6 protein-coding genes are annotated in these 13583 nt (G+C 64.8%); 3 read left to right on the top strand and 3 right to left on the bottom strand.

The annotated features are described in order from the left end of the window. Positions 1 to 66 precede the first annotated feature (66 nt). On the top strand, positions 67 to 2712 hold the full coding sequence (locus GGR90_RS03745) for a PD-(D/E)XK nuclease family protein (RefSeq protein WP_245198382.1): 2646 nt from the start codon (positions 67 to 69) through the stop codon (positions 2710 to 2712). Beyond that, entirely contained in the window at positions 2709 to 6104 is a 3396-nt protein-coding gene (locus GGR90_RS03740) for a UvrD-helicase domain-containing protein (protein ID WP_209023551.1), read from the top strand. Before GGR90_RS03745 ends, GGR90_RS03740 begins: the two co-directional genes overlap by 4 nt. Before the next feature lie 217 nt (positions 6105 to 6321). On the opposite strand, the gene GGR90_RS03735 is transcribed toward GGR90_RS03740, so the two are convergent. Together GGR90_RS03735 and GGR90_RS03730 are read right to left on the bottom strand one after the other, a co-directional pair. Next, a complete protein-coding gene (locus tag GGR90_RS03735) occupies positions 6322 to 6531 on the bottom strand; it encodes a hypothetical protein (protein WP_167919438.1) in 210 nt (69 codons plus the stop codon). Between the two features lie 365 nt (positions 6532 to 6896). Next, positions 6897 to 7556 (bottom strand): hypothetical protein, encoded by a 660-nt coding sequence (locus tag GGR90_RS03730; RefSeq protein ID WP_167919436.1) that lies wholly within the window; start codon positions 7554 to 7556, stop codon positions 6897 to 6899. A gap of 280 nt (positions 7557 to 7836) precedes the next feature. On the opposite strand from GGR90_RS03730, the gene GGR90_RS03725 reads away from it, so the two are divergent. Next, on the top strand, positions 7837 to 9006 hold the full coding sequence (locus tag GGR90_RS03725; RefSeq protein WP_167919434.1) for a restriction endonuclease: 1170 nt from the start codon (positions 7837 to 7839) through the stop codon (positions 9004 to 9006). A 66-nt stretch (positions 9007 to 9072) separates the two neighbouring features. Here GGR90_RS03725 and GGR90_RS03720 read toward each other — a convergent pair whose 3' ends face one another. Beyond that, positions 9073 to 13581 carry a hypothetical protein gene (locus tag GGR90_RS03720; protein ID WP_167919432.1) on the bottom strand — a complete coding sequence of 1503 codons (4509 nt, stop codon included), beginning with the start codon at positions 13579 to 13581 and terminating at the stop codon, positions 9073 to 9075. Positions 13582 to 13583 lie beyond the last annotated feature (2 nt).

The following is a 13583-nucleotide window of genomic DNA, read 5'->3' as shown; positions in this document are numbered from 1 at the left end:
GTTCGAGGCGGCGCAGCTTGGCAGGCACCCCGGCGCGCGCCGAGCAGCATGGAAGCGAGGACGACGATGGTTAGCCGTTCCACTCTTGTCGTCCACGGTCGGCTCGCGATGCGGGGGGCGCGCCTGGAAGCGGCGCGTGACGGCCGCCACGGCGTCCAGATCATGTCCTTCGAGCAGGCGGCGGGCCGGCTTGCGGGGGGCTTCGTCCGGGTCATCGACGAAGAGAGCCTGCGCGTGGCGATCCAGGCGGTGTTGCCCTTGACCGAAATGGGCGAGCTGGAGAGCATCAAGCTGCTCCCGGGAATGGTCGGGGCGGCGGCGGACACGTTGCACAAGGCCTGGCGCGTCGGCATCGAGCTCGGCGCGCGCGCGGCGGAGCATCCGCGCCTCGATGCCATCGCACGGCTTGAGGCCGCCGTGCTCGCGGCGCTACCTGACGGGATGATGCGGCCGGCTGACATCGTCGCGGCGGCGACGGCCCGCGTCGCGCACGCGCCGGCGGTGCTTGGGCCGGTCGAGATCGATGGCCTCACAGAGCTGTCGCCCTGCTGGCGCCCGCTGCTCGCGCTGCTGGCCCGGCACGTGCCCGTGCGCTGGTCGGCCGGTCCCCGCTCGGTGCCTGACTGGATTGACGACGCCGTCACCGTCGCTCGCGCGTCTGCCGCGTCGCCGGGGACGTCGGTCGTGAGTGCGGCCACTGCCTATCACGAGGCGGTCGAAGCGATGCGCTGGGCGCGCGGCCTGCTCGCCTCCGGCGTCCCGCCCGCGGACATCGCCATCGCCACCACGTCTCCCGCTGGCTATGACGACCACTTCATGACGCTTCGCGGCGATGCCAACATCGACCTGCACTTCGTCCATGGTGTCCGGACGGTGACCACCCGTGATGGGCAGGCGGCCGCCGCGCTCGCCGACATATTGGTTCGCGGCGTTTCGCAGACTCGCATCCGTCGTCTGGCCTCGCTATGTGGCGAGTCTGGTCCGCTCGCCTCCCTGCCCGAAAGCTGGCTGGGCGTTTTGCCCACCGACGCGCCGCTCTCGACGACCGGGGCCTGGAAACGTCTCCTCGCCCGCCTCTCCGCCTCGGACTGGCCCGATTGCGTGGACCACACGCAGGAACTGCGCGACGCTGTTACGTTGCTGCACCAGGGGACTGGAGAGGCGGCTGGCATCGGCGAGGCCTTCCTGCCGGGACGCGCGCTGGCGATCTGGCGCAAGGCGCTCCTCGCGGGTCCCGCCCCGTCCATCGACATCACGCTCGAGACGCTCAAGCAGGACGACGGCCTCGAGGCGTGCGTGTCCGTGGCGTGGATGCCCGCGAGCGCCTTGGCGGCTTCGCCCCGGTCGCACGTGCGCCTGATCGGGCTCAACTCTTCGCGCTGGCCGCGCAGCATCGCCGAGGACCGCCTCATTCCCGATCACGTGATCCCGACTGCCGAGCTCGATCCGCTACCGGTCACTGTCGCCGACCGCCGCGACTTCACGACGATCCTTTCGACCACGTCCGCCGAGGTCGTCCTCTCCTATGCCCGACGCGACAGCGACGGGCGCCTTCTCGGGCGAAGCCCGCTACTCTCCGGGCTCGGAGAAGAAACGTTTCTGCGTCGCAACGCAGTGCCCGCGCACGCATTCAGTGAGACGGACCGGCTGATGGCCCGCCCCTCGGACTTCGCCGTGGACGACCAAGCCGCCAGCGCCCGCGCCTGCTGGCGCGACTGGAGCGTGGAAGCGGTCACGCCACATGACGGCATTGTGCGGCCGGATCATCCGGTCATCCTCGAGGCGCTCGGCCGCCTGCAGTCGGCGAGTTCGCTCAAGGCCATGCTGCGCAGCCCGATGAACTTCGTGTGGAAGTATGGACTCGGCTGGAAGGCGCCTCAGGGCAGCGCCGAGCCGCTGATGCTGGACCCGCTTCAGAACGGCAACCTGATCCACGCCGTGCTCGATCGGGCGCTCCGCGGCCTTGAGCTGTCGGGCGGCCTGGCTGCAGCCGATGGTCCCGCAATCGAGGCCGCTGTGGCAGAGGCAGCCGCCGAGGTCGCGGCGGAGTGGGAGGGCGAGCGTCCCGTGCCTCCGCACGTGATCTGGAGCCGCACGCTCTCCGAGGCACGGGAGCTTTCCGTCCGCGCGCTGTCGTACGGCGAGGAGCTGCTGCCGGGCGGCCGATCCTATTCGGAGGTGCCATTCGGCGGTTCCGAGCGCAAGTCGGACGCGGAGCTTCCCTGGGATCCGGAGGCGCAGGTCACCATACCCTGCACGGGCTTCTCGATCTCCGGCTACATCGACCGTCTCGACGTGTCGGGCGACGGCGCCCGCGCGCTTGTCCGCGACTACAAGACCGGAAAGGCTCCTCGCGAGGCAATCCGGCTCAACAAGGGCAGCGAGCTGCAGCGCTGCCTCTACGCCTTCGCCGTCAGGGAGCTGTTGGGCGAGCACGTCGATATCGTCGCGTCGCTCCTCTACCCGCGTGAACCGCTGGACCTCCAGCTCGACGATCCGGCAGCCGTGCTGGACGAGGTGACCGGCTACCTGAGCGCCGCCCGCGCCTCGTTGGCCAGCGGGGCGGCGTTGCCGGGACCCGATACCGGTGGCGCTTACGACGAACTCGCCTTCGCCCTACCGGCCAATGCCGGCGCAACCTACTGCAAGCGTAAGTCGGTCGCGGTAGCCGAGCGGCTTGGCGAGGCCACTCTGGTCTGGGAGGCCAAATGATGCCGGAAGTGATGATCCTCAACGACGACAGCGCGCGCCACGACGCGATCAGCTGCCACGACCGGTCGATTCTCGTCGAGGCTGGCGCGGGCTCCGGCAAGACCGCGGTCATGGCGGGGCGCGTCGCGGTGATGCTGGCGCAGGGCGTCCCGCCCAGTTCGATTGCCGCCGTTACCTTCACGGAGCTCGCGGCCAGCGAACTGGTCACCCGTGTGCGCGAGTTCGTCGAGGCCCTTGCGGCGGGCGACGTCGCGGCCGAGCTGCGGGTGGGCCTCCCCGACGGACTGTCTCAGGCTCAGCGCGACAACCTGGTCACCGCAAGCGCGGCAATCGACGAGATCACCTGCTCGACGATCCATGGCTTCTGCCAGCGGCTCATCAAGCCCTACCCCGTGGAGGCCGACATCGACCCGGGTGCCTCCGTCATGGACAGCGGCCAAGCGGACCTCGTGTTCCTCGAGATCGTCGAAGCCCATCTCCGCGAGCGGCTGTCCCATGGCCAGGGCGGCGTACTCGCGGAGATGGTGTTGCACGCCGACGGTGCCACCGTCGCGCTAATGCACACAATCGCCAGGAAGCTGCGCGGACGCCGCGATCTGGTGGCGCCGACGACAGAACCGCTCTCCGGTCCCATGGAGGCATTTCGCCAAGCTTCTGTCGACCTCTCCGCCTTCCTGGCTAACACCGATGTGGCCGAACCGGAGACGGTTGCGATCGCACGGCTTATGTCAGGGATGGCCGCCGCGCTTCCGTCGGCGGCGGAGCTGGCGACGCCAGCTGGGCTGGTCGGCCTTCTCGTCTGCCGACCGCATCCTGATCTCTGCACCAAGGCCGGGTCGTTCCTGTCCTATGCGAAGAAGGGGAAGTGGGGCGCGGCGGCGAAGGCCGTGGGCCGCTCGACTGCCGAAGGCAACCAGCTCCACGACGATGCCAAGGAACTCTACCTGGCGGGCTGTGCTGCGTGGACGGATCTCGTCCAGGCGGTGGCCGGCCATGTCCTGGCGGCGTTGATCGCCGACGCGCGGCCCATTCTCGAGCGCTACGCGGCGCATAAGCGCGCTACCGCGCAGCTCGACTTCGACGATCTGATAAATGCGGCCCGCGACATGCTGCGGGACCACGAGGCCGTTCGCCAAGCACTGGGTCAACGCTACGAGAAGGTGCTGGTCGACGAGTTCCAGGACACCGATCCGCTCCAGTCCGAGATCCTCTGGCGCCTGTGCGGCGACCCCGGCGATGATCCCGCCGATTGGATTGGGTATCGCATCCGTCCCGGCGCGCTGTTCCTAGTCGGTGATCCCAAGCAGGCGATCTACCGTTTTCGCGGCGCCGACGTCAGTGCCTACGTCCGTGCACGCGACGCGTTCTCCGCGCACGACGGCGAGGGCGTCGTGTCCATCTCCACCAATTTCCGATCCTGCGGCTCGATCCTGACGTTCGTGAACGAGCGCTTCGAGGCTGCGCTGTCGGCCCATGGCCAGCCGGGCTTCACCGCGCTCGACGTGTTCCACGAGGACCCGGAAGGCGGCGTCTGCGTCGCGGCCGTCGATGTCGCTGCCGCGGACGAGGGCGGTGGGGCGAGCGTCGAGCAGCAGCGCGACGCCGAGGCCGAGGCAGTTGGCGAGCTATGCGCGCGGCTGATTGGCAGCCACATGGTGCAGGACCGCAAGGCCGGGGTTCCGCGGCCTTGTCGGCCCGGCGACATCGCGCTGCTCGCTCCGACCAGCCGCGACCTGTGGCGCTACGAGGAAGCGCTGGAGCGACACGGCGTCCCTGTCGCGACCCAGGCCGGGAAGGGCCTGTTCCGCCGCCAGGAGGTGCAGGACCTTATCGCGCTGACGCGCGTGCTGGCCGACCAGCGCGACACTCTTGCGCTGGGGGCGCTGCTGCGTGGTCCGCTTGTGGGCCTGACTGAGGAGCAACTTCTCGACATCGTCCGTGACCTTCCCCGGTCGGACGACGAGCCCGGTCGCATCCCGCGGCTCGGACTAGGCGTTGACGTGACCACCGTGAGCCACCCGCTCGCACGCGAAGTGGTCGCCCGGCTCCAGTCGCTACGTAAACGGGTCAACTCGACCACGCCGCACGACCTGCTGTCTCAGGCGGTGGACGTGATGCGGGTTCGTCCGATCCTGCTCGCCCGGCACGGGCGGCAGGCCGAGCGCGCGCTCGCCAACGTCGATCTCTATTTGAGCCTCTCGGCCGGATACGCGGTGCGTGGCCTGCGTGCCTTCTCCGAGGCGATGACCGCCGCGTGGGAGGACGAGGAGAAGGCCGTGGAGGGTCGGCCGGACGCGCAGGAGGAGGCCGTCGTGCTCGTCACCATGCACGCCGCTAAGGGGCTGGAGTGGCCGGTCGTGATCCCCGTCAACACCATGACGGGCGTCGTGCCCGCCGACACCGCGATCATGGATCGCGAGACCGGCACCTTCTACTGTCCGGTGTTCGGCGTCGCGCCCAAGGGCTACGAGGACGCAAGGCAAGCGGAGAAGGACGAGCTCGACCGCGAGCGCATCCGGCTCTGGTATGTCGCGGCGACGCGCGCGCGCGAGCTCCTGCTCCTGCCGCGTCTCGACGTAGTGCCGCAGAAGGGCGCGTGGATCGGTCTGGTGGACCTGCTCCCTTCCGATCTTCCGGCCTTCGATGCCGCGAAGCTCGCGGCAGGCGCGGTCGAGCCGGCCACGGCGGTGACGAACGGGCAGACGCGCGAGACGTTCGCGCAGGAGGCAGCGGGCATCGTCGACCTGCAGACGCACCTTACGTGGCTCGCTCCCAGCAGAGACGAGGATGCGGGCGGCCTCGTGATGCGCGTCGAGGAGGCCGCGGTCTGGCCCGGCGACCGGGAGGCGCCGCCCCCTGTTCTGGACGCGCCTGCGCCGATCCAGGGCGGGCGGGAGCGCGGGTTGATCCTCCACAAGCTCATGGAGGAGGTGCTGACTGGGGAGCTAGGCGTGGCGCCGGAGCGGCTTTCGGCTCGTGCGGCGGTTCTGGTGCGCTCGTTCGGCAGAACCCCTGCCTGCGACGCTGCGGTCGGTCTCTCGCCCGACGAGCTGGGCGAATGTGTGACGCGCACCCTGGCCATCGCCGAGATCGCCGTCCTGCGCGCCGACCTGCTCCCGGAGTTTCCCGTATACGCGTTGCGAGAGGAGGACGCGGGCCTGGTCGCGACAGCAGGCGTGGCAGACGCCTTGACGACGGACGACGATGGTCGTCCCGTGGTGATCGTCGACTGGAAGAGCGACGTCGCGCCCGAACAGGCTACGATCGAGCACTACCGCGCTCAGGTCCGCGCCTATCTGGCCGTGGCTGGCGCGGAGCGCGGGCTTATCGTGATGATGACGACGGGCCAAGTGATCGAGGTCGCGCCGGAGCCAGCGACGATGCCCGCATAGTGGTGGCATTGGCGACCGCTTTTGCGCGATTGCAAAAGGTTCCTGTGACATCCGCCATCATGTCCCAGAGTCCAAGAGCCGTCATTCCGCTGCCTGCCCACGTCCAGTTGCACGGCATAGTATGAATGGACGTCCGGTTTTGAGAAAAGGACACCGGCCATGAATGTCTCCTACTGAGTCAAGCCAGCCCTCGTCTGCTGCTGACCAATCCAAGCCGTCAGACGCCGAGACTTTCTAAAACGTCGATCTGCTCCCTGATGCGGAGCGTCGCCTCGTTGAGGCCAGTAATCACCTTCTCCTGTTCGTCCTCGGTCGTTACCTTGGTCGCGAGCTTCGCGAGCTCGCGTTCCCACAGGTCCAAGCGATCACGCTGGTCTATCAAATTCTGACGGGCTGCATCGACTCGATCCTGCCAGCTTCGACCCACTACTCGCCTCCATCTAGTTACCTTGATCCGGCCTGTTCTATAACGATGGCACCTCTGCTCGCCCAGCAGTGATATCAGATCTATCGAACCTCAGGTTCGTCCTGCGTTCCATGAACGAAATGAGAAGCTTGGAGGGGGACATAGTGCTCTAAATGGCCGCAAATAGGTCTTTAGCGCCTTCGCAGAAACCTGAACGAAGGTCAGCTCCTTACGGCGAACCGCCCGAAAGCTGCCGGTCGGCCCTCGGCCACCTACTGCTCGGCAATTGACGTCGATCGGGGGGCCAACGGTCCGGTATCGTTTGACAGGAAGTTTTGTGCTGCATGCATGCTCCAGCCTTGCATGTCGGTAGAGACTTTCATGGATTAGACCGCCTGCATCGCGCCAGGAGTTGTCGAAGCTGGGCCGATCGGGATGACCTCCAGAAGTAAATACCGCAAATTCGATTCGTCCGGCGTCCATTGGAACGTGTAGTTACTGGCCAGGGTGATTGGTGCACCATGCGGCTTCGAGGTCCGATATTCCAGCGGCGATCCAGCAGAATATGTCTTGCCATCGCGGAAATCGAAATCACGGGTGTCACGCGAGTATTCGGATTGCTCAATATAGTGACGGTGATCGGTCGCAACGAGCATGAAGCCAAGATCGGCGACATCTCCGCACCGCTCAAGGCGCGCGATGTCCTTGAAGACGTCATAGCGATTGTTCGGTTCTCGCTGGTTCGCTTTCTTGAAAAGCTTGAGTTCGAGCGCGCACCTCCAGTTCGCGCCGTCGCCCGTCGTCAGCCGAAACCAGATATCCAGCCGTCCGCGCCCTCCGCGATCTTCGGTGAGGGGCTTTTCCAATTCTATACCGAATGTCTCAAAGGGGCCGACGGCCTTCAGTTCCGCCGCCAGAGCTATGATGCGGCCAAGATGAAGCTGAAGCGTAGCCTCGCTTTCGCAATGAATCCGGCCGCCGTGAATTTGGGCAAAGAGCGTGGGCACGGCTAACGCGACGATGCTGCGAAGGCGTTCCAGTGACATCCCCTCTCCAAACAGGAGCAAGGAAGATAAGTCAAATGCGTGCGGGGAGGTATCGCAATCGGAGCCCAGCGGGCCAACCGGCATCGGTTTGGCTGCGGTATCGCGAAGAAACTTCGCTGATCAGACTGCGAATTGCGGCGAAGTCGCCAAACTACGTGGTAGCTCCGTATCAATTTCGTCGCTTCCGATGGAATAGTCGCCTGTCAATTCGGATCAGGCGTATAGCGTCAGCCTTGTAGCCGGCGATATCAGTCTGGCGATTTGCGCGGGAAGGTTCAACGTGAGTTACGATATGCATTTCGAGCAACCGCCTCCACGCAACTGGGATCATTTCGAAGAGCTTTGTGCCGACGTTTTTCAGGAAGAGTGGCGCGACGCAGCGCTTGTGCGCAACGGTCGCGCCGGCCAAGCCCAACATGGCATCGATATTATCGGCCGCCATGGCGCGGTTTGGCCCATTGGCGTTCAATGCAAAAAGAAATCGATCTGGCCGGTGGCGAAGCTCACCGTGCGGGATCTCGAGAAGGAAGTGGAGCAGGCGAAGGCCTTTCGCCCAAAACTAGAGCAATTTTATCTCGTCACCACTGCTGTCGACGATGCGCCGATAATTGCGCGGGCGCAGGCTCTCACTCAAGAGCATAAGAAGCAGGGCTTGTTCTCGGTTGCGGTCATCGGGTGGAGCGAGCTGGTGCGGCGCGCAACGCGGCATAGTCTCGTCGCCCAAAAGCATTTCGGCGCGCATTCGCAAGGCAAGCAAGCGCCGCTGCTGGCGAGTTGGCGTGCCGCCAATGGGAAGCTCCTGTTTTCAGACGAAGAGCTTGCGGTATCGGTCGATGAGCTCATCTATGATCTTATCGACTTTCCCGATGGTCGTTTCGTTTTTCGCCAACAGGAGAGCGAAGCGCTCCTGCTCGATATCGCGACGCGCAACGCAAAGGCGAACCAGAGTCTTGCTGACCGGCGCAAAATTGTCGCCGTACGCGATGAGCTTCATTCTCACCGCGAAAAGGAGAAAATGATCGCTCAGGGACTTCGGCTAATGTTTAGCCACGGATATTTTCGCGGCGTCCTTCGCGCCGTCTGGGATAAAACCGACGTCGCGCTCCTCGTTCGTTCCTTCATTGAACAGCGGATCGACCCCAAATTCGGGAATGTCACCGGGATGGAAAAAATCCGCCTTCATCCACCCATGTCGGCTGAGAGCGCGGTATGCATCTTTGTCTCCGCGACGCAACATGGCGCGATTAACGCCCACCTTCGCAAGCTTCGGAAAACCTATTCGGGCATGGGAGAATTCACGGCGCGGGAATTGCCGCCTGCGGTTCGTTATGGCTTGGCCCTGCCAGCTATTATCGAACGGATCGTGACCAATTTGCAAAACGGCATGGAATTCCAAGTAATGGACTCGCGCTCTTGGCTCGAAGCTGACAGCTGGAAGATTTCCCTTTAGTTTCGGCGCTCACCGCGAAGCGTGCCACGCCGCAATTGTCGATCTCGATCTTTACGGCTATCATTATCAACTCGCCGCAGTTGGGTCGGGGCGCTTCTTGAAGGAGAATTCTAGCGCCTCGGCCTTATCTACGCCGGTAAGCGTCAGATCGCTGCGCATCCGAACGTCCAAATTGGCGAGCGGATCGAAAATGAAACGAACCCGGAGCTCGCCCTCGCCGTCCTCGAGCCCCGCCACCACCGCTAGGAAGAAGTCCGGGTCATTTTTCGCCGCCTCCACTTCGCTGGCAGTGAGCACGACGTCGGTCATCATCGTCGCGCCTGAGCTCATCTTGATTTCATAGCACTGGCGCAACTCGTCGATCGCATCGACACCCACACCGCGAGTGTCCCGCAGATCGTTGAACTGTTCCACGTCTAGGCAAAGGGCGCGCCGGACGGCATCGAGCGCCATCTTTTCGCGATCGGTAACGGGAGGTAGCACGGTTCGTGCGGGTGCCGAGCCATTCTGGATGTCGCGGCTGCGCTTCCGACCGAACTTCCTCTCCTTGGCTGCTTGCCGCCTCGCAAACACGATGTCCCCGGACGGTTTCGCGCCTTCATTCACGATCACCCCGGCCGACGGCTCAAGCTCGTCCAACTCGCGCAATTTGCGGACTTGTACGGGCTGCACGCGCGTCTTGGTCTTGGTTTCGGGCTTCCCCGTCCGGCGCTTTCCGGCCAGCTCACGTTGCGCGGCCTGACGCGCAAGCTCGTCGAGACGCTCCTTGCCGCCGCTGCGCTCTGCCCGCGCCTTGGGAAGGACCGCGCCCACCGCCCGCTCTCCATTGTCCGCGCGAGGCCATATGGCAGCCCATGCCCATGCCGCTTTCTGGTGATCGCCGTCGAAAAGTGACGCCACCGCTGCGCCGCCACTCTCCGCTGTTCCTGCCTGCGCGGCCTCCCGGACGATCAGGCGCAGGGGATCGCGCACCATATGCGCCGTTGCCGGCAGCTTGATCGTTCCCGTCGGAAGTTCGCCAACGATCGTCAGCTCGGGGTCGACGACCAGCTGGGCGGCGAGCAGGTCATCCCATTCGACCGCGAGGCTATCGAGGAGATTCTGGTCAGCCTTCACCAATTCCTGTCTTAGCAGCGCCACTGCGCGCGAAAATATCGGCCGAAGTCGTTCGCCTTCGGCAACGCCATAAGCGGGCGTCGACTCTGGCCGAAAGTCTGATGGCGTCAGCAGGATGACGCCCAATGGCTCGAGTAGCGGAGCGATTGCCGCGAACGACGTGAGACCTGGCCTCCAGACAGGCATGCTTGGCGGCGCGCTGGCGAGCAGCGCCTCGCCCTCGAATGCATAAATGGGGCGCTCCGTGCTCCATGCCGTGCCAATCCAGAGTGGGAGCCGCCGCAGCGAAGTTCTCAACTGAACCGACATGTCGGGTACGGCGGCAGCAACGAGCTTGAGCGCGCGGATCGCGACGCCGAGGTCGACCGGCGCAGGCGGCGCATCCGACAATTCCTTGAGGACGGCGATCGCATCGCTGGCATTGGGGGGTTCGACGCCGAGCGTCTTCCAAAGCGGCTCCAGCCCGTCGATGTGCGGCGCGAACGCGCGGCGCGGCCCGAAAATCGCTGGCCCGCGCAGGACAGCTTCGGGTGACAGCCACTGTTTGCCGACGAGAAGGAGGCCCGGACCATCAACGCCCGCGCGAAACGCGTTGCGAAGTTGATACGCGGTCATCCGTCCCTCGGGCACACCCTCGCTGCGATCACGGAGCGACGACGCAAGCAGCTGGTAGATCGTCGTCACTTCATCGACGGTGCTCGTAGTCACGGACGCGGCACGCAAACTGCGAAGCCTTTCGATGAGGTCCCTTTGCGTCGGACCGGCCTTCACGCCGAGCGCAGCGAGGATCCCCGAACGTTGCACGTGCGCGTCGAACCGTGCCACCGTGAAGGACCGCTCGCCTGGTCTCACGGGCGTCCCCGCCGCTTGAAGCTGGAGGTCAGTCGGCCGCTGCAAGCCGCTGCCCGCATCGGGCATCCACTTCACGTCCCCGAGACGGGCAAGCCAAGTGGCGCGGACCTCGGGACCCCGGATCCAGCCTGAGTAAGCCGTCGCAGCGATTGCCGTAGCAAAGTCGGATAATCGCCGCTCCCATGCGCGACTGAGCACCGAAACCAGCGCGACGGCACGTTTGCGGCGCGTCTTCACCGGCGCCTTGGCAATATCCCGGGCAACGGCCTCCGCGTCGGGCGACCAGTGATCGTCGATCAGATCTGTGTAATAGCCTCCCACCCGAATACTTTGCAGCTGCTCGGCGGTGCGCATCGGGGAATCGACCGGGCTGGCGGGCGTAGGATCGCGCGCCCAGCGCGTCCGCTCGTCAGTGGGCCTTATGAGCCTGGGCTCGCGGGCAACGCCCCATGCGGAAAGGAGGCGCTGAGCACCGATCGCCGAACGCCCCGCTTTCTGCTTCAGAAGCTTGGCATATTCGGGGTCTACCCATCTGAGGCCAGGAGTCCGCGCGGCTGCCTTGGCGAAGCTGTCGACCTCTCGGTCGATCGTGGCGGGAAGGTAGAGTTCCACTGGCCGCAACCATCCGGATGCTCGCCGTCCGTCCATTTCCAGCCACGTCGCGCGTACCGCGATCCGCGCGCCTACCTTGATACCTAGCTCTGAATGGCGTTCTCGGGGCAATCCGGCCCAGGCGTCACGCAGCGCCAGGAGATCGTCATCGTCGAGCCTGATTGGGTTCGACGGTTGAACGATTTCGGCGACACCGCGCCCTAAAATCGAGAAGATGTCCGCCGCGGTGTCGCGATCCTCGTACAGCACATGCATGCTTTCAAGTTTGGCCACGAAGGCCGCTGTCGGCGCTTCGTACTCCAAATATGCTGGGTGGATGATCCGCGCGAGCCCGAGCCGCGTCGCGAGTGCAATCGGCGCGGCCTTCTTGACCAACACCCAGATGTCGGCCGATGCAGGACGCGAGGTGGTCGTGCCGTCCGCGAGCAAGATGCCTGGCCGAGCCAAAAAGGCTGGCAACAGGCCATGCTCTTCGGCTAGAGCGGCGAAGTCGACATACCAGCTCGTCGCGCGCTTGTGGGGGCTGTCGAGAATTTCCAGTGCGTTCACCACGTCGATCTCGCCGGTCGCGCCCAACTCGCCCAGCACATCGCGCCACCGATCCTGCTCGTCGCGGTCCGACCTCGGCAAAGAGATGCCCTCCGGCATCAATTCCTCGACGTCCTCTTCCGTCAGTAGCGGCTCGAGCTCGCGGCACTCATAGGCGAGGTCGGACAGCTCGGTCGGGCCGGACTCCATATCGAAGACCAGTTGGCGTTGCAGTATGCTGTGGCACTTGGTCACGACGAGTTCGCGGACACGCGCCAATGCCCATTCGTCAGACGAACCCAATTCGGCCTCCAGGGGCACGTGGTTCCACGCCGTTACCGTATCGGTTGCGAAGGCGTCGATCGCAGCCCACGCGACAAGCTTGCCGAGATCGGCAAACCGATGTCGGTTCCACTTATTCGGTTGCAGCGTAGAACGCGCAGCATCCGGATCGAACTGAGCGTCGAGGCCGATCGGCAAGCCAGTGCCGATCGGCAAAGGCATGCGGTCGTAGAGCCGGAGGGGCTTCACGCCGTCAATCGGTACGCAGATGGCAAGCGGTGTGGAGGTCCCGGTCGCTTTGTTCGATCGCTTCTCGCCAGGCTTGAGGTTTCGGCGGGTGGAGTAACGCCGGTAAGTTCGCGGTCCCGGCACATCGCTCGGTTCGACAACCCGTATGTCAGCAATCGCGACGTCCGCTTCCTCTTCGCCAAAGAACATCGAGCCCTTACGCTCGGGTGTGACGTTGATCGCGAACGCGAAATTACGCGACGGTTCGCCGAGATGATGGAAGTCGATACGGCGGATGGACTTCAGGAAGATCAGCGCGTCAGCGTCGAGTTCGCGCACGGCAGCGGCTATGCTTTCAGGGCTCACCGATGGCGCAAGCGGGATGACCAGCATCGTGTCGCGCTGGCTGGGCCGATAGACGCTAGGGACATCGCTCTCCGGTTCGCATGCCACGGGGCCGCTGCCAGTCATCACGAAATGAAAGGGCGGCGCATGAAGCGCGATTGGCCCTCCCAGCGAATTCAATGTCCGCTGCCCGATACCAAAACGGCCCGCTGCGTCGGGATCGGCGTCCTTCGTCGAGAGCCAGGGGAGCAGCATTGCGCAGACGTTGGACAGCGTCACCGCCGTCCCGTCATGGACGATCAGGAGGGCAGGCTTCTTTCCTCCGCGATAAGCGACATGCAGCTTGGTCGCTCCCAAGTCGTCTGCGTTCTGCAGGCACTCAACTATTCCTTGGAATGGCCTAGGGCTCAAGGTGCTGGCGCCCTTGTCCGCGCCCTTCATGCTTGCGCGGATCACCGACGGCGCCTCGGCAAATATTTCACCTAGGCGCGCGACAGCCGCGCGTGCCCATGCCGTCGTTACGACGCCCGGGACCCAGTCACGATTGTCCCAGTCGTGTGCCAGCCGGTCCGCCGCCGCTCGGCCCGCAAGTGTCTCGTCGTCGCTTGCCACTA

Origin of the sequence: Sphingopyxis italica, from assembly GCF_011926545.1 — a bacterium.
In the GTDB taxonomy this organism is placed as follows: Bacteria; Pseudomonadota; Alphaproteobacteria; order Sphingomonadales; family Sphingomonadaceae; genus Sphingopyxis; species Sphingopyxis italica.
The sequence above is the reverse complement of the archived record's forward strand: the minus strand, read 5'-3'. Positions and strand labels throughout refer to the sequence as shown.

Bases quoted from the DNA above. Each gene is read 5' to 3' on its own strand.
- GGR90_RS03740 (WP_209023551.1), top strand. From the start codon at position 2,709: ATGATGCCGGAAGTGATGATCCTCAACGACGACAGCGCGCGCCACGAC.
- GGR90_RS03745 (WP_245198382.1), top strand. From the start codon at position 67: ATGGTTAGCCGTTCCACTCTTGTCGTCCACGGTCGGCTCGCGATGCGG.
- GGR90_RS03730 (WP_167919436.1), bottom strand. From the start codon at position 7,556: ATGTCACTGGAACGCCTTCGCAGCATCGTCGCGTTAGCCGTGCCCACG.